This window comes from Flavobacterium sp. CR10, from assembly GCF_055814415.1.
Map to the genome: position 1 here is coordinate 2,636,378 of NZ_CP185985.1, position 22,806 is coordinate 2,659,183.

General features: G+C 33.8%; 15 protein-coding genes. 10 read left to right on the top strand and 5 right to left on the bottom strand.

Features of this window, described 5'->3' with window-relative positions; all coding sequences use genetic code 11:
* Nucleotides 1-72: 72 nt before the first annotated feature.
* From ACNRYB_RS11740 to ACNRYB_RS11750, 3 genes are all read right to left on the bottom strand, one after another.
* Complete coding sequence (locus ACNRYB_RS11740) at nucleotides 73-1,479, bottom strand: aryl-sulfate sulfotransferase (protein ID WP_473730169.1); 1,407 nt, start codon at nucleotides 1,477-1,479, stop codon at nucleotides 73-75.
* Between the two features lie 97 nt (nucleotides 1,480-1,576).
* A complete protein-coding gene (locus tag ACNRYB_RS11745) occupies nucleotides 1,577-3,088 on the bottom strand; it encodes a RagB/SusD family nutrient uptake outer membrane protein (protein ID WP_473730170.1) in 1,512 nt (503 codons plus the stop codon).
* Between the two features lie 36 nt (nucleotides 3,089-3,124).
* The gene (locus ACNRYB_RS11750) at nucleotides 3,125-6,211 is read right to left on the bottom strand and encodes a SusC/RagA family TonB-linked outer membrane protein (protein ID WP_473730171.1); all 3,087 of its coding nucleotides are present in this window, start codon (nucleotides 6,209-6,211) and stop codon (nucleotides 3,125-3,127) included.
* 680 nt (nucleotides 6,212-6,891) lie between these two features.
* Here ACNRYB_RS11750 and ACNRYB_RS11755 point away from each other — a divergent pair.
* The gene (locus tag ACNRYB_RS11755; protein WP_473730172.1) at nucleotides 6,892-7,530 is read left to right on the top strand and encodes a sugar-binding protein; all 639 of its coding nucleotides are present in this window, start codon (nucleotides 6,892-6,894) and stop codon (nucleotides 7,528-7,530) included.
* A 144-nt stretch (nucleotides 7,531-7,674) separates the two neighbouring features.
* On the opposite strand, the gene ACNRYB_RS11760 is transcribed toward ACNRYB_RS11755, so the two are convergent.
* Nucleotides 7,675-8,715: a LacI family DNA-binding transcriptional regulator gene (locus ACNRYB_RS11760; protein WP_129748431.1), complete on the bottom strand. Its 1,041-nt coding sequence runs from the start codon at nucleotides 8,713-8,715 to the stop codon at nucleotides 7,675-7,677.
* A 231-nt stretch (nucleotides 8,716-8,946) separates the two neighbouring features.
* Between ACNRYB_RS11760 and ACNRYB_RS11765 the strand changes: the two genes are divergently transcribed.
* From ACNRYB_RS11765 to ACNRYB_RS11805, 9 genes are all read left to right on the top strand, one after another.
* Entirely contained in the window at nucleotides 8,947-10,038 is a 1,092-nt protein-coding gene (locus tag ACNRYB_RS11765; protein WP_473730173.1) for a mevalonate kinase family protein, read from the top strand.
* 6 nt (nucleotides 10,039-10,044) lie between these two features.
* Nucleotides 10,045-10,926, top strand: a complete 882-nt coding sequence (locus tag ACNRYB_RS11770; protein ID WP_473730174.1) for a sugar phosphate nucleotidyltransferase — start codon at nucleotides 10,045-10,047, stop codon at nucleotides 10,924-10,926.
* Nucleotides 10,927-11,091: 165 nt separating this feature from the next.
* The gene (locus ACNRYB_RS11775) at nucleotides 11,092-12,465 is read left to right on the top strand and encodes a sugar MFS transporter (RefSeq protein WP_473730175.1); all 1,374 of its coding nucleotides are present in this window, start codon (nucleotides 11,092-11,094) and stop codon (nucleotides 12,463-12,465) included.
* A 235-nt stretch (nucleotides 12,466-12,700) separates the two neighbouring features.
* Entirely contained in the window at nucleotides 12,701-14,629 is a 1,929-nt protein-coding gene (gene nagB, locus ACNRYB_RS11780; protein WP_129748427.1) for a glucosamine-6-phosphate deaminase, read from the top strand.
* 291 nt (nucleotides 14,630-14,920) lie between these two features.
* Nucleotides 14,921-15,154: a DUF3820 family protein gene (locus tag ACNRYB_RS11785; RefSeq protein WP_473730176.1), complete on the top strand. Its 234-nt coding sequence runs from the start codon at nucleotides 14,921-14,923 to the stop codon at nucleotides 15,152-15,154.
* Between the two features lie 497 nt (nucleotides 15,155-15,651).
* The gene (locus tag ACNRYB_RS11790) at nucleotides 15,652-17,265 is read left to right on the top strand and encodes a CTP synthase (RefSeq protein WP_473730177.1); all 1,614 of its coding nucleotides are present in this window, start codon (nucleotides 15,652-15,654) and stop codon (nucleotides 17,263-17,265) included.
* An 81-nt stretch (nucleotides 17,266-17,346) separates the two neighbouring features.
* A complete protein-coding gene (gene yidC / locus ACNRYB_RS11795; RefSeq protein WP_473730178.1) occupies nucleotides 17,347-19,269 on the top strand; it encodes a membrane protein insertase YidC in 1,923 nt (640 codons plus the stop codon).
* A 94-nt stretch (nucleotides 19,270-19,363) separates the two neighbouring features.
* Nucleotides 19,364-20,089 (top strand): toxin-antitoxin system YwqK family antitoxin, encoded by a 726-nt coding sequence (locus ACNRYB_RS11800; protein WP_473730179.1) that lies wholly within the window; start codon nucleotides 19,364-19,366, stop codon nucleotides 20,087-20,089.
* 87 nt (nucleotides 20,090-20,176) lie between these two features.
* Nucleotides 20,177-20,734, top strand: a complete 558-nt coding sequence (locus tag ACNRYB_RS11805; RefSeq protein WP_473730180.1) for a DUF4956 domain-containing protein — start codon at nucleotides 20,177-20,179, stop codon at nucleotides 20,732-20,734.
* Between the two features lie 123 nt (nucleotides 20,735-20,857).
* Here ACNRYB_RS11805 and ACNRYB_RS11810 read toward each other — a convergent pair whose 3' ends face one another.
* Nucleotides 20,858-22,735: a PEP/pyruvate-binding domain-containing protein gene (locus tag ACNRYB_RS11810; protein WP_473730181.1), complete on the bottom strand. Its 1,878-nt coding sequence runs from the start codon at nucleotides 22,733-22,735 to the stop codon at nucleotides 20,858-20,860.
* Nucleotides 22,736-22,806: the final 71 nt, after the last annotated feature.

Consider the following 22,806-nt stretch of genomic DNA (forward strand, 5'->3'; position numbering starts at 1 on the left):
AAACCTGTTAGGTATTTATTCTAATTTACTTATACCTAAAAGGTTTGCAAAACCTTGCAGGAAATCATTTCTTTAATTAAGAAGAAAAGGTTTTAATTTTTCTTCAGGAATAAAGATGGTTCTGTATGGCGGAATTTCAGATTCTAAAGCCCATAACAAAACACCTTTTTTATTGGTTAAAACTGTAATATGTCTTTTTGAGCAGCAAACTAATATGGCATCTTTATTAATCATATAAGCGCTTCCCATTCGGTCGTTGTAAATATCTTTTGGCAATTTTATATGGAAATCCAGTTTTACTGAATTGCTTTTTTCGTCTACTTTTAAGGCAAAAACAGAAGATTGTTTTATATCCACGCCATTGTCAAAAAACAATAAACTTCCTTCTTGATCAATATGTGCGGCATGCGCCTGAGAAAAATTAGTATCTGTAGCCATTTTCATTGTTCCGTTTTTTCCTAATTTCCAGATTACTTTTCCAGTTTTAGAATCTATTTTCCAAATTTGGCCGTTATTATAGAATGAGATTAAGAAATTCCCATCTGTATCGTAGCTTAGACTATTGGCATGTGTCCAGTCCTTTTTGGTTTTTAATAAATCTTTATCTTTAAAAGGATCTAAATCATCGAAAACACTCCATTTCCAAAGCTGTTTTCCTTTTTTATTTAAAATTATAATTCCGTCACCGTTGATGGTATCTTGTTTTTTACCTCCAATAGAAGTCAAATCGATTATTTTTTGCTCGACAGTTAAAGCGACAATTTCGTCAGCCGATTTTTTTATGATTTCATGGTGAATGACTTGTTTTAAATCACCGTCACCTTTTTTGATGTGAGTTAAAGTATCGCCTTGAAGATTGATTTCAAGAATCTCGCTTCCGTAGCTGGTTGGTTCGTCATTTGTACCCAAAATAGAAAGGATTGTTTGATCTTTTGTAAAATGAGTAACTTTAAACCCAGTTCCTTCAAGCGTATGATACCATCTCAAATTTCCTTTATAATCAACAATATAAGCAGTTCCAGGAGTTTCTCTTTTCGCTAAAAGCAAAAATCCTTTTTTGAAATTTTCAGGTAATAATTCTGCTTTCGGACAATTGGCTTTAAATTGTTTCTGTAGCCATTCTGGAAGTTTTCTAGATTTGAAAGTATAAACTTTGCTGGTTTGTTTATCGCCTCCTTGAACCGTAATTAATTGAAAATTATAATTGGTTTCTGGAGTAACGTTGCAAAGTACCAACGAATGTTTAAGACCAGATTTTGAAATAGGAGAGGTCATTTTATTTTGAGTTCCTTCTTTGTCCGACCAATATTCTGCATATACCTGAGCTTGGTCATTCGTAGTAACATCGATCTGAATTTTCAATTCGTTGTTGCCATGAGTGCCAATATTGATATTGGAGATAATTTGGTTTTTAGAACAACTCGCCAAAGTAAGCAGCGCTAAAATAAAACTTCCTTTTAATATTAATTTTTTGATCATCTGAAAAGCTTCTTTTGTGAAACAGAAAAGTACTTTTATTGTTATAAATAATCAAGAATAGACAGACATTTAACTGTCTATTCTTGATTGGATATTCTTATTGTCTGTCGGCGTTGCTTAAATTTGGATTAAGGTCAACCTGACTTTGCGGATAAGTATAATATTTGTTTTGTGGCATTTTGATTAAAGCTGCCTCACCAACTCTAAGATGGTACGCATTTACCAAAACATCATATTTGTTCATTCTGATTAAATCTGCACGGCGTTTTCCTTCGTAGAAAAGTTCCCAGCCTCTTTCCTGTAAAATAGCATCTCTTAAACTAGTCTGAGTATGATCTGATAAAACCAAAAGTTTTGCATGAGATCTTCCTTTTACTTGGTTGATAAGATCAATTGCTTCTTGAGTTGGCCCACTGATTTCGTTTAAGGCTTCAGCTCTACTTAACAAAACATCAGCATAACGAAGGATATTTACACTATGGCCATCATAATAAGTAGTCGTTTCATCATCAGCATATTTTTTTGTAGAAACGTCTTGCATATACAGTTCTCCAGCTGGTGGTTGAGCGCCTAAGTATGGAGCTTGTTTGTGCAATAATCCATCTGTACCCATAAATTCTGGAAAAAAGCATTGTTTTCTCTCATCTTCATCACCAAAAGTGTTGTAGAAATCCCAATTTACAGTATAATACTGCCATCTGTTTTGAACAACTGGGTGATCAACAGGGCCAAAGTGGTTTAATAACTCCGTTCCATTTGTGTTGGCGTCACTCAAAGAAGAAAAGATGTTTTCGCTGCACCATTTGTTGCTTTCTTTAAACAAACCTAAGTAAGAAGGATATAGGCTGTATTCGTGCAAATCCATTACTTTTTGCGTATAAGTAACTACTTTTTGCCAATCGTGGCTTCGCAAGTATAATTTTGCTAATAATGTAAGTGCAGCACCTTTTGTAGCGCGTCCTACATCATTTGTACCATAAATAGCATTGTTTTTGTAATTAACAGGAAGAACATCAGCAGCTTCAGTCAATTCTTTAATCATGAAAGCATCGATTTCTTCAACAGATGAAGGCGGAGTTTGATCTAAATACCCAGGGTTTCCTAAGTTAGCTTCAGTAATTAGAATTACTGGTCCCCAAGAATCGGTCAAATCCATGTAAGCAGAACATCTTAGGAATTTAGCTTCTGCGATAAATTGTGCTTTTTCTGCGGCTGTAATGCCAGCCATTGGGGTAATGTTGAAAATGGCATTATTGGCATTGGCAATCAATTTGTACATTGCGTTCCAGTCTTCTTTCAAAAGACCGTTTGCAGAATTCCAAGTTCCTAATGATAATTGCCCTGGATCTCCTCCAAATTGGCAGTGTCCTAAATCTGTAGCAATATCAGTTAAAGCAAAGTGTCTTGTAGCCCAATAAGAAAAGTTATCGCCTACAGATGGTCCTTTTAATCTTCCATAAATGGAATTGATAGCCGCAATAGCATCCGATTTTGTCTGATACCCATTGGTATTAGTCAAGCTGCTATATACCGTGGGATCAAGATCCTGATTGCAAGAAACTTGTGTTCCAGCGGCAAGTAAAAGTAATAAGATTGTATATTTTTTCATTTTAATCAATTTAATGTTACTGTAAAGCATTTTAGACTAGTGAATTGCTACTTTAATTCCAAGTATAAAAGTTCGTGAAGCTGGGAATGAGTTGAAATCGATTCCACCACCTAAATTGTTCGTAGAGTGTCCGTTTACCTCAGGATCATTTCCAGAATAGTTGGTAATCGTCAATAAATTTTGTCCGATTGCATATAATCTGATGCTATCAATAAATTTCACCGTTTTTAATGCGCTTTCAGGAATCGTATATCCGATAGAAACATTTTTTAGACGTAAGTAAGAAGCTTCTTCAACAAATTTAGAATTCACATAACTTCCGTAAGTGCTTTTGTAATAACCATCTCTAGGAATATCTGTGTTTTCATTTGTTCCAGCAACCCATCGGTTTAACGCATCTGTACTTGTTGAAGACTCGCCAACCATTTTAGTCATATTGTAAACTGAATAATCAAAAGCGCCTTGGAAAAAGATATTCATATCGAAATTTCTATACTTAAAATCGTTATTGAAACCCGCTACATAATGAGGAATAGTATTTCCTAAATAGGTTCTGTCTTTTGCTGTAATAGCACCATCGCCATCAACATCTACATATTTAGGATCTCCAGGAGCAGATAATGGCTGAGGAGCATAAGTTTCTCCCGTTTTGATAACTCCTGCATATTTATATCCAAATAAAACTCCCATTTCTTTTCCAGGCTCCAATCTTGTAAATTCTTGTCCAGAAACCGTTCCGCTTGGGTTAGAAGTGTTTGTACTAATGATTTTAACATTATCAGCAAGAGATACCACTTCTTGTTTATTGTAAGCAACATTTAATGAGGTAGTCCAAGTAAATTTATCAGTTCTAAAATTTGTAGTGCTAATTCCTAGCTCAATACCTTGGTTGTCAATAACACCCGCATTAACTCTTTGAGTGCCAAATCCCCACCATCCTCCAACAGGAACATTTAAAAGGGCATCTGTCGTTCTTTTTTTATAGTAATCGAATGTAATTGAAAGTTTGTCATTAAATAGACCTAAATCTAAACCGATATCAGTCTGAGCAGTTTGTTCCCATTTTAGATTTGGGTTAGCTAAGTTGGCCGGTTCTGTTCCTGCAACAAATTCATCTGGAGCAATAGTAACACCCCAAGAAGACAAGCGGCTCATGTAAGAGTAGTCTCCAATACCATCACTACCTGTAATACCGTAACTTGCTCTCAATTTAAGTTCAGAAATTGCTTTTACGTTTTGCATAAAAGATTCGTTAGAAATTTTCCAAGCAACAGCCCCAGAAGGGAAAATACCAAATCTATTGTTTGGTCCAAAACGAGAAGAACCGTCTTTTCTAATAGTGAAAGTGGCTAAGTATTTATCGTTGAAAGCATAATTTAACCTTCCAAAATAAGAAGTCAATTTCGTTTCTGTTTTTTCTGTTTCAGGTTTTAAATAAATTGAAGCACCTTGCAGATTGTAATAAGTCAACAAGTCGCTAGAGAAACCTGTACCAGCCGCTCTTACTCTTTCATAAGTATCTTTTTGGTTCGAAGTACCAATCATGGCAGTAATCGAATGTACTTCTTTGATGTCAAATTTATACGTCAAATACTGTTCCGTGCTCCATCTGAAATATGTTTTATTTTCTTCAGAACCAGAACCTTTTAACGCAGCTCCTGCTACTAATGTACTTGGAGTATATTTTCCTTGAATATTTTCTTGCCATTCAGCACCAGCACCAAAATGGTATGTTAAACCTTTAATGATCTGATAATCCAAAAACATATTTCCGTTTACCAATCTGTTGATTGTATGGTCTGTTGGTTCAAGTAAAAGTGCTAATGCATTATCTTTTCCTTGGAATTTGTAATACGAACCATCTGCATTGTAAATTGGAATAGCCGGTGGAGCAGTCTGGATTGAGAACATTGGAGATAAAATATTATCGCCAAAATCACTATTATTTCCTTCAGCCACAGCGCCATAAGCATTCATTCCCATGTTTAGCTTATCGTTGAATTTCTTTTCTGCTCCCATTCTCACACTATATCTTTCAAAATCAGTGTTTACGATAGCTCCAGTTTGTTTTAAATAGTTTCCAGAAAGAAAGAATTTTGAAGTTTGGTCGCTTCCGCTAAAAGTAAGTGTTCTGTTAAGCACTTCTCCAGGACGAGTTGCGGCGTCAAACCAGTTAGTGTTGGCAACAGGAAAGCTTGAAGGGAAAAGTGGAGGTCGTCCGTTTTCAGCATTAAGAGCATTTTGATAATCGGCATATTGCTGTCCAGTCATTAAAGAAGGCTCTTTTATGATATTCTGAAAACCATCAGAAATCTCCGCCTCAACATTCATTTTTCCCGCTTTTCCTTTTTTAGTTGTAATCAAAATTACCCCATTTCCTCCACGAGCACCGTAAATTGCAGTAGAAGCGGCATCTTTAAGAATCTGAATGTTTTCAATGTCATTTGGACTAATAGAAGCTCCTGTGCTAGTAATGAATCCGTCCACAACATATAACGGAGCATTAGAAGTATTGATTGAGTTTCCTCCTCTAATTATTACTGACGGATTTGTTCCTGGTGCATAGCTGTTTTGCTGTACTTGTACCCCAGAAGCGCGTCCTTGAAGAGCTTGTCCAACATTGGCAACCGTTCCGCCTAAGTTTAAATTGTCTTTGCTAAGAGAACTCACAGAACCTGTAAGGTCTTTTTTCTTCGATTTTCCGTATCCAATCACCACCTCGTCTAGTTTTTGTCCTGCTTCTTTCATGACAATTTTTAGAGGAGCGTTGCTAATGCTTACTTCTTGATCTTCCATACCAATATAAGTAATCACCAATTTTGTGGCATTGTCAGGAACTGTAATGGCAAAACTTCCGTCTACATCAGTCTGAACGCCTTTTTTAGAGCCTTTTACAACAACATTGGCACCCGGAAGAGGCATTCCATTTTGGTCTACTACTGTACCTTTTACAGTTTTTTCGAAAAATAGTGCAGTATTGGTTTTGTCTGAAATATTTATAGAAGAAGCTGCAGAAGCTTGAAATGTAAAAACTAATAACGAGAGAACTGTTATTCCGATTTCTTTGCGGGATAAATTGTTAATCCGAAAATCTCTTGGCTTTTTTTGGGTTAATAATTTCATACTTTGAATTGGTTTTGGTTAATGTTTAATTGTTTTTTCTTTGTTTGTAGGTTTTAGATTTCTTTTTTGATCTGGAAATTCATTTTGTCTTTTTGATTGTGTTTGGATTGAATTGTTTTTTATGCAAACCAGAGACTTCTTTTTTTACTCCTAAACACGGCTTGTTTAGTTTGTTTTTCTTCTTTTTTTGAGCTTAAAAATCACCTGAAATTTTGCATAATTAACTTAGTTTTAAGATTAATCTCTGACGAAACTAGAGATTATATTTTTATAAAACAAGAAAAAACACAAAAAATGTGCTCGAACACACGAAATTTATGTTCTCGAGCACATAAAATTGTGCGAAACGTTTTTTTAGACTTAAAAAGATGAGATATTTTTAAAATGTTTTAGAAATGCTCAAGCTCTTAAAACTGACTGTTTTTTGAATAATAAATGCTCTTTTTGTAAAAACTTATGAATTTCGCAATGACTAATGTAAAAACGTAAAAATTAAACAGTCTTTTCTTATGTTGAAAAAGAGTGAAATTTTAGATTTAATTATGAATTTGATTTGTTTTTCAATTCAATTTTTGAACTATATTGGTCATGAAGAAAAAAGGCAAAATCGTAAAATGAATTAATGGTCATTTTGACCTTTTTTGAAAATGAAAAATTAACAGATTTTAAGAAGAAGAATTTTGAAAGAATACCACGTACAAATAATAGATAAAAATCAAAAGAATGAAACTCAGATTTTAGATTCTTTTTTTTGGGAAAAAGCAGATTGTTTAACTGATTTTGTTTCTCCGTGGAATAACGAACCGGTCTTGAAAATTGAATTTCGCGCGCTATGGGATCAAGAAAATTTCTATTTCAACTTTAGAGTTTTTGATGCAGACGTTTATATCGATCAAAAAGATAATAGTGTTGATAGTATTTGTAATTCAGATCGAGTGGAGCTTTTTTTTAGAAGAAATGATAAGCTTAATCCATATTACTGTCTTGAAATCGATCCTTCGACGAGATTACTGGACTTTCATGCTCTTCAAGGCAAAGTTTTTGATTATGAATGGAAATGGCCTGAAAATCAAATTAAATTAGAATCTTCTGCAGATGAGGTTTCTTTTATGGTTGCAGGGGTAATTAGTATTGCATCTTTAGAAGAATTAGGATTATTGCATAATAATACTATCGAAACAGGTGTTTACAGGGCAAAATTCTCCAAAGATAAAAATGGTAATTATGAACCAACTTGGATTACGTGGGTAGATCCAAATACTCCCGAACCAAATTTTCACATAGCATCTTCTTTTGGAAAGTTTGTTTTAGTGAAGTGATTTGCCACTAAGACGCTAAGACGCAAAGTTTTTTTAAAGTAAAAAAGAAATATGAATTGCCTCCAGCTAAAGCTAGAGGCAATTCAAGTTATACTTTGAAAGTGAAAAAAACTTCGTGCCTTAGCGCCTTAGCGGCAAAAACTTTTAGCTGATATAAAAAGAAGCATTTTCGACATTAATAATATCAATGGGAAGTAAAATAGTTTCTGGAATGTCTTTTCTGAATAAAAAGTGATCTGCTAAAGTGCTAACGCCTAAATAAGCCTGTCTCTTCTGATTTTGATGAATTAAAAAGTGAACCAGTCCCTGATTTAAATAGCTGACGTTCTTGTCGATTAAATCATATCCAATCAAAACAATTTTTTTGTCTGTTATATTGGAAAGGGAAGAAGCAATTTGATAAGCTTTCGAAGTGGTAATGAAAACGCCACTCAAATCTGGGTTTTCGTTCAAGAATGACGTCAGTTTAGTTTCAATGTTGGAATATTTCAGCTTTAATGTGGTTAAAGAGAAATCAGAAAGATTTTTTTCGTCAAAATAACTTCTAAAACCTCGCTCTTTTTCTTGCATGTGAACTGCATTTTTTAAGCTTTCATCAATATGGATAATCGCAATCTGTCCTTTAGGAAGAATCAAATTCATTAAACTCGCGGCAACACGTCCGCTTTTATATAAATCTTGCCCAACAAAACTTTTTATAGAAGAAGATTCAACCTGGTTGTTGAAAGTATTTACCATAATTCCCAATTCGTCATATTGTTTTATGATTTCTAAGGTTTCTTTATGGAAAAGAGGAGTTAATAAAACAGCATCTGGCGATTGAGCTACAATGGCTTCGTTTGTTTTTAGAAACGATTTGGTGCTTTCTGGATTAAAGTAATGAATTTCTATATTAACATTATAAGCTTTGAATTCTTTAATGGCATCTTGGATTCCATTAACGCACGGAAGCCAATAAGGGTCAAATACAGGATCTGGAAGCAAGACACAAATGCGGTAAACTTTGGTGCTTTTTAAATTTCGTGCAATTAAGTTGGGTTCGTAATCAATAACATTCAAAACTTCATTGATTTTTTCGAGTGCAGCAGGAGAGACTTTTCCTCTGTTGTGCAGCACGCGGTCTACAGTTCCTTTAGAAACTCCAGCCATTTGTGCTATATCCTTAATTGTGTACTTTTTATCCATATGAGCAAATATAAAAACTTTGATTTAATAAACGTAATTTTTCTGTAAGAATTAATAAATGTGCTCGAGAACACAAAAAATGTGTGTTCGAGCACATTTTTATGTTTTTTCTTGTTTTATAAAAATATAATCTCTAGTTTCGTGAAATCAAAACCGAAAACCGAAAATAAATTTATAACTAATTTACGCTGTAATTTATTGAATTTAAGCGTTTTAATACAAAGTGTTTAAGTGAAAAAAATCACGTCATTAGCTCCCGGCCGAACCTGTCTTTTTGGAGATCATCAAGACTACTTAGGATTGCCTGTTATAGCCTGTGCGATAGATCGAAATATTAAATTAATTGCAAAACAAAATCAGACCGAAACATTTGTTCTGAATATGATTGATATTAATGAAATTCGGATTATCGATATCAACGAGGCTTTCGAAAAATTAGAACCAAGAGATTATTTTGCATCCTCATTGCGCGTCTTACGCAGATATGGCTGTAAACCGACATCTGGTTACACCATTACAATTACTGGAGATATTCCGATTAATTCTGGAACATCGAGTTCGTCAGCTTTATTGATGGCTTGGATTCGTTTCTTGATAGAAGCTTTTGGAATTGATCATGAAGTTACGCCTGAATTTCTTTCAAAATTAGGCTATGAATCTGAGGTTTTAGAACACGGAGAACCTGGTGGAATGATGGATCATTTTAGTATTGGCGTTGGAAATATTGTTTACATCAATACTAAAAAGCCTTTTTCTTTTGATGTTATAGGTACGGAATTGAAAGGATTGATTACAGGTGTTTCGGGCGTTCCTAAGGAAACAATTGGGCTTCTTGGCGAATTGAAAGGAAATGCTTTATTGGCGATTGATTTGGTTAAACGCAATTATCCGCAGTTTGATTTAAATGCTTCAGAAATTGAAGATGTCGATAAATACAGAAATTGTCTTCCAGATCGTCTGATTCCGTTTTTTGAAGCAGCCATCAAGAATTACCATTATACTAAAGAGGCTTTAAAAGAATTTGAAAAACCAGTTTTAGATCTTAAAAAAATTGGATCCTTAATGAATGGCCATCATGAAGTTTTACGCGATTTGCTGAAAATTACGGTTCCAAGAATTGATGCTATGATTAATGCGGCATTGAAAGCTGGAGCATACGGAGCAAAAATTGTGGGTTCTGGCGGTGGCGGAAGTATCGTGGTAATTGCCGATCCAAAAAATGAAGATGTGGTTATAAAAGCGATTTTAGACGCTGGAGCGCAAGAAGCTTATGCGGTAAATGTTGATCCCGGAGTACGAATTATTGATAATATTGAAAATTAAAATAAAATGCACGACAGTTTAGTGATTTTAGCCGGCGGAGCTTCTTCTCGTATGAAAAAAGAAGCGGTTACAAATAATCTATCTCCAGAAGAAATTGCGCAAGCCAACGAAAGAAGTAAAGGTCTTATAGGTGTTGGCGCAAGCGGAAGACCTCTTTTGGATTATCTTTTATGGAATGCTAAAAAAGCAGGCTATAAAAACATATATATTATTATAGGAGAACAAGGAGAACTATTCAAGGAGTTTTACGGCAGTAAAATGAAAGATAATGATTTTCACGGACTCAATATTTCATTTGCTGTTCAATATATTCCAGAAGGAAGGGTAAAGCCTTTTGGAACTGCAGATGCTCTGTTTCAGGCTGTAGAGCAATATCCAGAACTAAATTCGCAGTTTTATTCGGTTTGTAATAGTGATAATCTATATTCTGCTGAAGCTTTGCGTGCTTTGAGAGAAACCGAAAGTCCGAACGCTTTTATTAGTTATGATCGTGATGCAATGGATTTTCCATTGGAGCGTATTTCGCGTTTTGCGATTGCAAAATTAGATCAAAACAATCAGCTGTTGGATATTTTAGAAAAACCTACGGAAGAAGACTTAGAACAATATAAAGATGCAGAAGGTAAAATACGTGTCAGTATGAATGCTTTTAAGTTTAACGGCAAGACCTTATATATACATCTTAAAAATTGTCCTGTTCATCCAGAGCGTGATGAAAAAGAACTTCCAACGGTTCTTTTGAACTCTGTTAAGGAAAATCCGCAAACTACTGTCGGAATTCCGTTTTCTGAGCACGTTCCAGACTTAACTGCCAAGGAAGATATTGCCGAAGTAAAAACATATTTGGCAAAATATTATCCTGATTTAAATTGGAATAACAAAAATTAACAAAACTTTCATATCTAAATTAGAGAATAAGGAAATTTAATATAGTACTTTTGTTTTGCAAAAAAAATGCAGATATTTGCATAAATTACGCAATCAATAATGTGAGAGTTGATTCTAATTTAGATTTTGAATTAAATAAATCTATAACTAAATCAACCAAAAATTATGACAAACATTCAAAGTACATTACAAGTAGAGAAAAAAAGTACCATTGTTCCGATGGTAATTTTAACCTTGTTATTTTTTATTCTAGGGTTCGTAACCTGGCTTAACGGACCACTAATTCCGTTTTTTGAATTAGCTTGCGAACTAACTTCTTCGCAAGCCTATTTTGTGACTTTTGCATTTTATATTGCCTACTTCGTAATGGCAGTTCCTTCTTCATATATCATTGAAAAAGTGGGATATAAAAATGGAATTTCCTTAGGATTATTGATTATCGCCGCAGGAGCTTTTATGTTTTATCCAGCGGCTTCTAGTCGTACATTTCTGTTGTTTTTATTAGCCTTGTTTGTAATGGGAACTGGTTTGGCAGTTTTACAGACGGCTTCAAATCCGTATGTAGTGGTGATTGGACCGAGAGAAAGTGCCGCTGCAAGAATCAGTGTTTTAGGAATTGCTAATAAATTGGCAGGATTTGTTGCGCCAATTGTGCTAACAGTTTTGGTTTTGTCTAATATGCAAGACTTTACCGCAGACAAAATTGCCTTGATGGACGAAGCTGCAAAAACGAGCGCATTAAATTCACTTGCATTACAATTACAAACACCGTATCTTTATATGGGGTTGATTATTACTGTTTTAGCTCTTATGGTGAAATTTTCTCCTTTGCCAGAAATTGATTTGGATGAAGAAGGAAATGTATCAGAATTGAGTATTTTCAAACAGATTAAAAATGCCTTTCAGCACCCGCAACTGGTTTTAGGAGTAATTACTTTAATGCTGTATTTATCTGCCGAAGTTTTAGCGGGAGATTCTATTGGAGCTTTCGGAAAACAATTGGGAGTTTACGGCGAAGAAGGAAATTTCTATCTAAAATTAACATCATTTACGATGTCGGCAATGGTTATCGGATACGTTCTTGGGATAGTCTTGATTCCTAAATATGTTTCTCAAGTCACAGCTTTAAAAGTGTCTGGGATGCTAGGATTAGTGCTGGTTTTAGCGATTGTGTTGATTTCGCCAAAAATAATGATTGCATTGCCAGGAACTCCAAGTATACCATTGGTAATATTTTTAGTAGCGCTTTTAGGATTGGCAAATGCATTATGCTGGCCTGCAATCTGGCCAATGGCTTTGCAGGATTTAGGAGGTTATACAAAAATAGGAAGCGCTATTTTGATTATGGGAATTATTGGTGGAGCGGTTTTTCCATTATTCTATGGAATGATCACTGAAAGCATCAATTCTGCAAATCTTGCAAAAAATATGCAAGATGTTTCAAAAAGCGGTAATCAATTGGCGTATTTAATGCTACTGCCTTCTTATGCAATGATTTTGTTTTATGCTGTAAGAGGGCATAAATACAGGAAATGGTAGTTGAAGAATACATTGGGTGATTAAAAAAAAAAGTAAATATTAACACATAGAAACATAGATCTTTATCTTTAAAAAGAAGAGAGTAAAAGAAACTAGTTTCCACACATAGATAAGCTATGTGCATTTAAATTAGTGAAACGCCTTTTTTAATTAAGCAAATAAAACTATGCTTCTTGTGTTAAAAATATTCACCGATGGGTTTGTTCAGAAAGAAAAAAATAAAAATTAATATATCATGTTAAAAAGTAAAATCGACAAAGCAACAGGTTTCGAAAAACGATTCGAAAACATCAATACGGTTGTTTTTGAAAACTCAACAGAAGCTTCAAAAGAAGTAGCGCAGGAAATTGCAGCTTTAATCAAAGAAAAACAAAAAGAAGGAAAACCTTGTATTTTAGGTTTGGCAACAGGCTCTTCTCCAAAAGGATTATATGCTGAATTAGTACGCCTTCACAAAGAAGAAGGTTTGAGTTTCAAAAACGTAATCAGTTTTAACTTGGATGAATATTATCCAATGGAACCGAATTCAATCAACAGTTATGTTCGTTTCATGAAGGAACTTTTGTTTGATCATGTCGATATTTTACCTGAAAACGCTCACGTTCCAGACGGACTTTTGACAAAAGAGCAGATTGCAGATTATTGCCACGAATATGAAGCTAAAATTGAAGCTTTAGGCGGAATCGATCTTCAGATTCTTGGAATTGGAGGAAACGGACATATCGGATTTAACGAGTCTGGTTCGCTTCAAAACTCTAAAACTCGTTTAGTGGCTTTGGATCATATTACAAGAGTTGCGGCAAGTAAAGATTTCTTTGGTTTGAATAATACGCCAAGAACGGCTATCACGCTTGGAGTTAAAAAAATCATGGAAGCAAAAAGAGTAATCTTATTGGCTTGGGGTGAAGGAAAAGCAAACATTGTAAAAAAATCTGTTGAAGATGAAGTTACAAACCGAGTTCCTGCATCTTTCTTGCAAGAGCACAACAATGCGGTTTTTGTTTTAGATAAAGAAGCTTCTTCAAAACTAACGAGAATTAACAAGCCTTGGTTGGTTGAGAAAATTGTTTGGACAGATAAATTGACTCGTAAAGCGGTTTTAGGATTGGCATTAGATCTTAAAAAACCAATTTTAATGCTTACAGATGCTGATTATATCGAAAACGGTATGAGCGATTTATTGGCAGATTCAGGTCCAGCTTATGATACTAACATTAAGATTTTTAATAAATTACAAAATACAATTACAGGTTGGCCAGGTGGAAAACCAAATTCAGATGATACCAATCGTCCTGAAAGAGCAGAACCTGCTAGAAAACGTGTATTGATTTTCAGCCCGCACCCTGATGACGATATTATTAGTATGGGGGGAACTTTTATGCGTCTGCAAGAGCAAGGGCATGAGGTGCACGTAGCATACCAAACATCTGGAAACATTGCGGTTGCTGATGATGAAGCATTGCGTTTTGCAAGATTCGTAATTGATTACAACGAGAAATTCGGAATCAAAAGCGAGGAGGCAGATAACATCTACAAAAAAGCAGAAGCATTTTTACAGAACAAAAAGAACAGCGAAATTGATATTCCAGAAGTTCGTTATATTAAAGGTTTGATCAGAAAAGGAGAGGCGAGAGCTACAAGTTATTTTGTGGGTCTTCCAGATTCTCAAATTCACTTTATGGAATTGCCTTTCTATGAAACAGGAACAATCGAGAAAAAACCAATCGGACCAGAAGATATTCAGTTGACAGTTGATTTAATTGAAAAAATTAAACCGCACCAAATTTATGCAGCTGGAGATTTAGCTGATCCGCACGGAACACACAAAGTTTGTTTAGATGCAATTTTTGAAGCGGTTAAAGTTTTAAAACCAAAAGAATTCATGAACGATTGCTGGTTATGGTTATACCGTGGAGCTTGGCAAGAGTGGGGAATTGACGAAGTTGAAATGGCAGTTCCGATGAGTCCAGACCAAGTTTTAGCAAAACGTCACGGGATCTTCAAACACCAATCTCAAAAAGACGGAGTTGTTTTCCAAGGAACAGACGCAAGAGAGTTCTGGCAGAGAGCAGAAGACAGAAACCGTGAAACAGCTGAGTTGTATCACCAATTAGGTTTGGCTACATATGCTGCAATGGAAGCTTTCGTGAGATGGCATTACTAAGTTGCTAAGATCCTGAGGTGCTAAGATTCTAAGTTTTCTTGGTCTTTGGAAATTGGTAATAAATAATATTTTTGAAGCAGGAAGAGAGGATTGAAATAAGGTTCTTTTTTCTTGCTTCTTTTTTTTAAGGCGCTAAGATGCGGAGACGCTAAGATTCTAAGTTTTTTAATTTTCGATTTAATAATCTGTGAGAATCCTTTTAATCTGTGGCAAATAAATAATAGCTTTGCATAGAATTGAAGCAAGAGAAAAGTAGAAGCCTTTCCTCTTGCTTCTTTCTTCTTAAAAACTATGGATCAAGACAAAAAACAACTCATAAAATTAGCCCACGCCAAAATGCCTTTCGGAAAATACGAGGGGAAATATCTAATAGACTTGCCTGAATATTATGTGGTTTGGTATCATAATAAAGGATTTCCAAAAGGAGAATTAGGGCAGCAATTACAATTGATTTATGAGTTGAAATTGAACGGATTGGAAGAATTGATTCGAAATATTAAGAAGCAATATCCGAAACCTATTTAAAAAGTAGGAAAAATCTTTTGTGATTTCGATTTTTTTATATAAGTTTGAAATACAAAATATTATAATTTCTAAAAACATAATGATACCACAGAATTCCAGCCTGAATTCATAAATGTGTACAAGTCAGTGTTTTTTAAATTATAGTATTTTTTTTTGCTCAAAACTTACCTCTACAGCAAGTATTGTCTACTTGCATGAAAAATTTCAAAGAGATAATTCCTGATTTTATATTACATATGTAAAAAAGGGTCTAATAATTGTCCAATTCAATAAAAAATCGGATTTTTAAATTGTTAAGGTTATTGTTTATTAGTTGCGAATTTGCAGCTAAAATCAGTAAAACCTTTCGTTTTCTTATAGTCGAACTTTAAACCTTTATCTAATTCGAAAGAACTCTAAAATTTTAAAAATTATCTCATTCTGGAATTGATAAATTGTCTAATTAAATTTGTACTTTTGCCAAGTTTTTTACACAACTACTTACAAACAACAACAGAATGAATCAAACAAAATATATTTTTGTTACAGGAGGTGTGACCTCTTCATTAGGAAAAGGGATTATCGCGGCATCTTTGGCAAAATTGTTACAAGGAAGAGGATACCGCACTACAATTCAGAAATTTGATCCATATATTAACGTAGATCCGGGGACACTAAACCCGTATGAGCACGGAGAATGTTATGTGACAGATGATGGAGCTGAAACTGACTTAGACTTAGGACACTACGAGCGTTTCTTGAACGTTCCTACTTCTCAGGCTAATAACGTTACTACAGGAAGAGTTTATCTTTCGGTTATTGAAAAAGAAAGAAGAGGAGAATTTTTAGGAAAAACGGTTCAAGTTGTTCCTCATATCACAAACGAAATCAAAGACAGAATGCAATTGCTAGGTAAATCTGGCGATTATGATATTGTTATTACTGAAATTGGCGGTACAGTTGGTGATATTGAATCTCTACCTTATATAGAATCTGTTCGTCAACTAGTTTGGGAATTAGGTGAAAATAACGGAATCGTTATTCATTTGACATTAGTTCCTTATTTGGCTGCAGCAGGTGAATTAAAAACAAAACCAACACAACACTCTGTTAAAACTTTAATGGAGAGCGGTATTAAAGCCGATATTTTGGTTTGTAGAACTGAGCACGAATTGTCTCAGGAATTACGCCAGAAATTAGCTTTATTCTGTAATGTGAAGAAAGAAGCAGTTATTCAATCTATTGATGCTTCTACAATATATGAAGTTCCAAATTTAATGCTTGAAGAAGGATTAGATGTTGTAGCTTTAAAGAAATTAGATTTACCTAAAAAAGCATCTCCGGATCTTAAAAACTGGAACACTTTCTTAAAAAGATTAAAAAGTCCAAAACAAACTGTAAATATTGGTTTGGTTGGGAAATATGTAGAAATGCAAGATTGTTACAAATCTATTTTAGAGGCGTTCATTCATGCAGGAGCTGCAAACGAAACAAAAGTAAACGTAATTTCAATTCACTCAGAGCATATCAATGCTGAAAATGTGGAAGAAAAATTAGGTTCTTTAGACGGAGTTTTAGTTGCTCCAGGTTTTGGTGAAAGAGGTATTGAAGGAAAAATTGAAGCAGTTCGTTACGTTCGTGAAAACAATATTCCTTTCTTCGGAATTTGTTTAGGAATGCAAATGTCTGTTATCGAATATTCTAGAAATATTTTAGGTTATGCAGAAGCGAACTCAACAGAGATGAACGACAAAACGCCTCATCCGGTTGTGAGTTTAATGGAAGAGCAGAAAAATGTAACCGATAAAGGAGGAACAATGCGTTTAGGTGCTTGGAAATGTGATATTAAACCAGACACTTTAGCATACAAAATTTACGGAGAAAAAACTATTTCGGAGCGTCACCGTCACCGTTATGAGTACAACAATAAATATGCTGACGAATTGCAAAAAGCTGGTTTAAAAGCTTCTGGAGTTAATCCTGATACAGGATTAGTTGAAATTGTGGAGCTTGAAAATCACCCATTCTTCATTGGTGTACAATACCACCCAGAATACAAGAGTACTGTTGCTAATCCGCACCCTATTTTTGTGAACTTTGTGGCTGCTGCTGTAAATGCACATAAAAAATAATAATTATATTCTGTGAAGATGTAACATTTGAGTTAAACTCAGTACTAATAACCTTCAACGAATAACTTTTTTAAATTAATAATGGAAGAAAAAAAATTAGACCTCAATTCGATCATTGGTTTTGTGTTGATCTTTGGAATTTTGATTTGGATCATGTATCAAAATCAGCCTTCTGAAAAAGAAATTGCTGCTGAGAAAGCCAAGAAAGAATTAGTTGCTAAACAAGAAGCACAAGCAAAAGCAGATAAAGCTAAAGCTGTATCATTACCAGCTACAGCTGTAACTCCTGGAGATACAGTTCAATTGACTCAATTGCAAAAAACTTTAGGAGGATTTGCTTATTCTGCAACACTTCCTTCTGCAAAAGAAGCTTTTACTACAATCGAAAACGAAAAATTAAGATTAAAGATTGCTAATAAAGGTGGATATATTGTTGAAGCTACTTTAAAAGAATTCGAAAGATTAAAAAAAGGTTCTGGTCAATTAGTTGAGTTAATCAAAAACAACAACTCAAACTTAAATTTACAGCTTCTTACTACAGATAATAGGACATTAAATTCTAAAGATTTGTATTTCGAACCAACATTAGAAAAAATTGGTGCAGACCAAGTTCTTTCTATGCGTTTGAAAGCTGGAGCTAATGAATTTTTAGAATATAAATACATTTTAAAGCCAAACGATTATTTAGTTGGTTTTGATATTCGTTCTCAAGGTTTAAACAGAGTTTTAAATTCTGCTAAACCAGTTGATTTGCAATGGGATTTAAAAACATACAGAAACGAAAAAAGCGTTGCGTATGAAAACCGTTATGCACAAATTGATTTCAAATACGAAGAATCAAAATATAATAACGTAAGTTCACACGGACAAGGTAAAGAAGAAACACCGACAAAAGTGAGTTACGTAGCTTTCAAACAGCATTTCTTTACTACGATTTTATCTACAGAGAAACCTTTTGAAACTTCAAAATTACAATCTGACGATTTAGTTAAAGACGAAAAAATTGATACTGTTTTCACTAAACAGTTTAGAGCAAACTTGCCTTTAGCGTTTTCAAATGGAGAGATCGATTACAAAATGAATTTGTATATGGGTCCTGCAGATTACAAAACATTAAAAGCTTACGATAAAAACTTCGAAAAGATTATTCCATTAGGATGGGGAATCTTCGGATGGATTAACAAATGGATTTTCATTCCGTTATTCGGATTCTTAAGTTCAACAATCGGTTTATCATTAGGTATTGCGATTATTATCTTTACAATTATCATCAAATTGGCTATGTCGCCAATTACGTATAAATCATTCTTGTCTCAGGCTAAAATGAAAGTTTTAAGACCTGATATCGCTGAGTTGGGAGAGAAATTCAAAAAAGACCCAATGAAGAAACAGCAGGAAACAATGAAACTGTACAACAAAGCAGGTGTAAACCCAATGGCAGGATGTATTCCAGCATTGATTCAGTTGCCTTTCATGTACGCATCGTTCCAGTTTTTCCCTGCGGCATTTGAATTAAGACAAAAAAGTTTCCTTTGGGCAGACGATTTATCATCTTTTGACTCGATTGTAAAATTACCATTCAATATTCCGATGTATGGAGACCATATCAGTTTGTTCCCAATCTTGGCAGCAATTGCGATTTTCTTCTACATGAAAATGACTTCTGGAGACCAGCAAATGGCAGCTCCTCAACAAGAAGGTATGCCAGACATGGCAAAAATGATGAAAATCATGATTTATGTTTCACCATTAATGATGTTAATTTTCTTCAACAATTACGGTTCTGGGTTATCTTTATACAACTTCATCTCGAACTTAATTACAATCGGAATTATGTTTGTGATCAAGAATTACATAGTAGACAGTGATAAGATTCATGCTCAGATTCAAGAAAACAAACAAAGAGAGCCTAAGAAACCAAGCAAGTTCCAACAGCGTCTTCAAGAAGTGATGGAACAGCAAGAAGCGGCAAAAGCAGCTCAAGCAAACAAAAAGAAGAAATAATTCTCAATAAAAAAAATCTCGATTTATCGGGATTTTTTTATACCATTATACTTTATAATTAAGATTTTCGTTAAGCTTAAAAATAGAATTTACCATGATCTCAAAAAAAATCATACTTGGATTATTATTCCTAACAGCATTAGTTTCAAATGCCCAGACTGATATTAATAAAGTTGACGCAGCCGGAAAAAAAGACGGACTTTGGAAAGGAACTTATGCCGAGTCTAAACGCCCTCGATATGAAGGAACTTTTGATCATGGGAAAGAAACTGGTGTTTTTAAATTTTTTGATGATACAAAAAAAGGCGATGTTATAGCTACAAGAGATTTTAGTGCAAATGATGGAAGTTCTTATACTATTTTTTATGATCAGAATAAGAATAAAGTAAGCGAAGGTAAAGAAATCGGAAAAGCAAGAGATGGAGAATGGAAGTATTATCATAAAGCTTCTAAAGTTGTAATGTCTGTTGAAAATTATAAGAATGGGAAATTAGAAGGTTTGAAAACTATTTATTATCCAAATGCTCAAGTTGCAGAAGAGATGACTTATAAAAATGGTTTAAAAGAAGGACCATATAAAAAAATAGGGCAAGACGGAACGCTTTTAGAAGAATCTTATTTTAAAAATAACGAATACAATGGTGATGCTGTTTTTTATGATTCAGACAAATCGATTGCTTCTAAAGGTAAATTTGTAAATGGCAAAAAAGCAGGAATCTGGCAGTTTTACCAAAAAGGAAAATTGGTAAAAGAAGTAAATATGAGCGATCCTAAAAACACGAATAAAGCTTCTGAAAAAGGAGGAACGTCAAAAAAATAAGAATTTAAAATCTCAGAATTCATTGCTTAAAATAATAAAAGGTTAATTGTAAAATGTTTACATTTGATTAACCAATTATGCTAACCAATGGATTTAAATGAACTTTTAGGACGATTTGTACTGCTGTTTTGCTCAATTTTAGTTCTGTATTTTTTCTCCAACAGAAAAGATAATGCAACTATAAATCCGTTGATGGTTATTGTTGGGCTTTGCACTTTTTCGCTTTGTTATTTATTTACCAAAATCGAAATTGGAGTAGGAATTGGGTTTGGTCTCTTCGCTATTTTTTCAATTCTCCGATTTAGAACACAATCTTTTACTGTTAATGCAATCATTTTCCTTTTTGCAACCATTACGCTGTCTATTTTAGATATAATGTATCCGTTTGAAAAGATTGAATTACTGCTGTTTTTTCAAATCATTATCATTGGATTTTATGTCGCTGCTTCGATTATCGTCAATAAAAAAGCTTCAAAATACCTGAATTCTGTTGACGTGAAAATTCCGCTTGACGAAAACTTTTCTTTAAAACCAGAAATAATTAGAAAATCAATTCAAGATAAAATTAAAATTGAAGATTTTGATTTTAGAATTGTACTAATTAATACCGCAAATAGCGAAATAGATTTATTGGTTTTTTATTAATATCCTAACAGGTTTTTAAAACCTGTTAGGTATTGTCTGAAATCAAATGCAGATCATTTTGTTTATATCGTAAGATACCTAACAGGTTTTCAAACCTGTTAGGATAATAATAAGTATCTTTAATTAATCGTTGAACGGACGAACTTGTTTGATATATAAATCTCTTTTTTCGCCCATAATTTTAAACTCGATATCGACGGGATGAAATTGGTTTTTACGCCAATAGCGATACATTTTGGTCTCAATTTTTTTGCTGACATCATACAGATTGCTCATTTCTTTTCGGGTCAATAAAGGCTCGTTATTGTTTAAATTTGAATTGGAAGTATAATCGATATCAAAATCGGTTTCGTCTTTTCCGTCATTGAAATGATAGGCAACAAATTGTTCGCAGATTTCTCCTTTTTCGGGTTTTACAACAGAGTTTTCTCCTTTTTGAACATTAACCGTAATTCCAGGAAAGTTTTCTCTAAATATATTTTTGGTGATAATAACGCCATTTGCTAATTCGTCAGGAAACGAACGATGCACTAAAACGCCCATGGCAATATTTTGCTGGTCAATTCCAAAAAGTTCTCTTTCGTTATACGAAGCCTCATTCCATACGCTTGCCCAAACTTGTTTTATGGCTTTTTCAAAAGTTTTTATGGAATCGCCTAAAATTCCTGTTTTTGAATCATATAACCCAGCGCCATTAAAATCATCCAAATCTTCTGCGTTGGTAGAGGAACGAAATCTGAAATTTTTGAATTTCGCATCTTTAAAAGCAATATTCAATTTTGAAATTAATTCGGGATCAATAGGTTCTTTTTTGATAGCGTCTCTTATTTTCTTAAGCTGTTTATTGATCCAAATTGTAGAATCTTTTTTGGGAAAAGCTAAAAGTTCAGTAATTAATGGATAAATAGAAGCTTTTTGAATGTGTTGTGTATAAAAATAGAACGGAATAGCATGCGCATTTTCTGGAACTTTAAATGGGATTTCTTTTGAAATTGCAATTAAATACGCCATGTTTTGTGCTTTCGAGCCAATATAATTCACTCCCTTTTTTGGAATTTCAGATAAGTTGACCAAATCAGTTACAGAATTGTCGATAGTGAGTTTTTTCTTTTTTCCAGCAGATTTCACTGGAATTTTTTTAGTGGTTTCTTTGATGAAAAAAGTATCGACTTCTATTTTTAATTCTACTTTTTTTGAAAGCAGTTTTTTGATATTGTTATCTTTTTCAATATCGGTGTAAGCCATAATTGGAATCTTTCTATTTTTTCCTAAAAGAACCAAATGGCTTAAAGGTGTCTGAAGTTCGTTTACAATTATGCCTCGAACGTTTGGGAGAATATCAGGCGTTCCGTCTAAAATAACGATTTCATCAGAATTTGGTTTTACAGTTTCTAATTCTTTGATTTTATATTTTTTTAGAATTCCAACATTACTTCCTCGAACAACTTCCTGATATTTAATTTCGCCAAAAATATAATCTGATTTTATACAAGGAATTTTGAATTTTTGCTGTTGAAACCATTCCATCATTTCTGGATTATTCAAGTAAAATTTAAGCTTTTCGCCAATAAAAGTGGAACTTTTAACCATATTGAAGAAACGTTCAATCAATGGTAAAGGCATATGATCGGATGCTGCGAGTTCAAAAATCCATTTATCGGTTCCTTTAATGTGGTTTAAATTTCCGAGAAGGAAGTCTCTGTTTTTCTCCGTATTACTGTAATTTTCATTGTTAAAAACTTCAAGATCTTGACTGTAGCCCAAATAATTGACAACAAAATCGTAATGAAGCGGAATAACGCTGCTGTTGAAATAATACATTTTCTGTTTTCGAAGATCATAAATCACTTTTACAGATTCGATATTCGAAAATTTATCAGACAAAGGTTTTCCTCTAAATGCCTTATACGCTTCATAATTTGATAAAGAAGCGCTAAATCGCTGCGCGCTTAATGACGTTAAGGCGAGAAAGAAAAATAAGCTGTAAATGTATTTTCTCATAGGATAAAAATGCATGATTAAATGTACTTAAAAAAGTAATAAGTTTTATCTACCGCGAGATTGCTTAAACT

Excerpts from the sequence above, each read along its gene's own strand:
- ACNRYB_RS11760 (WP_129748431.1), bottom strand. The coding sequence starts at position 8,715 with ATGGATAAAAAGTACACAATTAAGGATATAGCACAAATGGCTGGAGTT.
- ACNRYB_RS11770 (WP_473730174.1), top strand. The coding sequence starts at position 10,045 with ATGCACGACAGTTTAGTGATTTTAGCCGGCGGAGCTTCTTCTCGTATG.
- ACNRYB_RS11745 (WP_473730170.1), bottom strand. The coding sequence starts at position 3,088 with ATGAAAAAATATACAATCTTATTACTTTTACTTGCCGCTGGAACACAA.
- ACNRYB_RS11810 (WP_473730181.1), bottom strand. The coding sequence starts at position 22,735 with ATGAGAAAATACATTTACAGCTTATTTTTCTTTCTCGCCTTAACGTCA.
- ACNRYB_RS11790 (WP_473730177.1), top strand. The coding sequence starts at position 15,652 with ATGAATCAAACAAAATATATTTTTGTTACAGGAGGTGTGACCTCTTCA.
- ACNRYB_RS11775 (WP_473730175.1), top strand. The coding sequence starts at position 11,092 with ATGACAAACATTCAAAGTACATTACAAGTAGAGAAAAAAAGTACCATT.
- ACNRYB_RS11740 (WP_473730169.1), bottom strand. The coding sequence starts at position 1,479 with ATGATCAAAAAATTAATATTAAAAGGAAGTTTTATTTTAGCGCTGCTT.
- ACNRYB_RS11805 (WP_473730180.1), top strand. The coding sequence starts at position 20,177 with ATGGATTTAAATGAACTTTTAGGACGATTTGTACTGCTGTTTTGCTCA.
- ACNRYB_RS11800 (WP_473730179.1), top strand. The coding sequence starts at position 19,364 with ATGATCTCAAAAAAAATCATACTTGGATTATTATTCCTAACAGCATTA.
- ACNRYB_RS11785 (WP_473730176.1), top strand. The coding sequence starts at position 14,921 with ATGGATCAAGACAAAAAACAACTCATAAAATTAGCCCACGCCAAAATG.
- yidC (WP_473730178.1), top strand. The coding sequence starts at position 17,347 with ATGGAAGAAAAAAAATTAGACCTCAATTCGATCATTGGTTTTGTGTTG.
- ACNRYB_RS11750 (WP_473730171.1), bottom strand. The coding sequence starts at position 6,211 with ATGAAATTATTAACCCAAAAAAAGCCAAGAGATTTTCGGATTAACAAT.
- nagB (WP_129748427.1), top strand. The coding sequence starts at position 12,701 with ATGTTAAAAAGTAAAATCGACAAAGCAACAGGTTTCGAAAAACGATTC.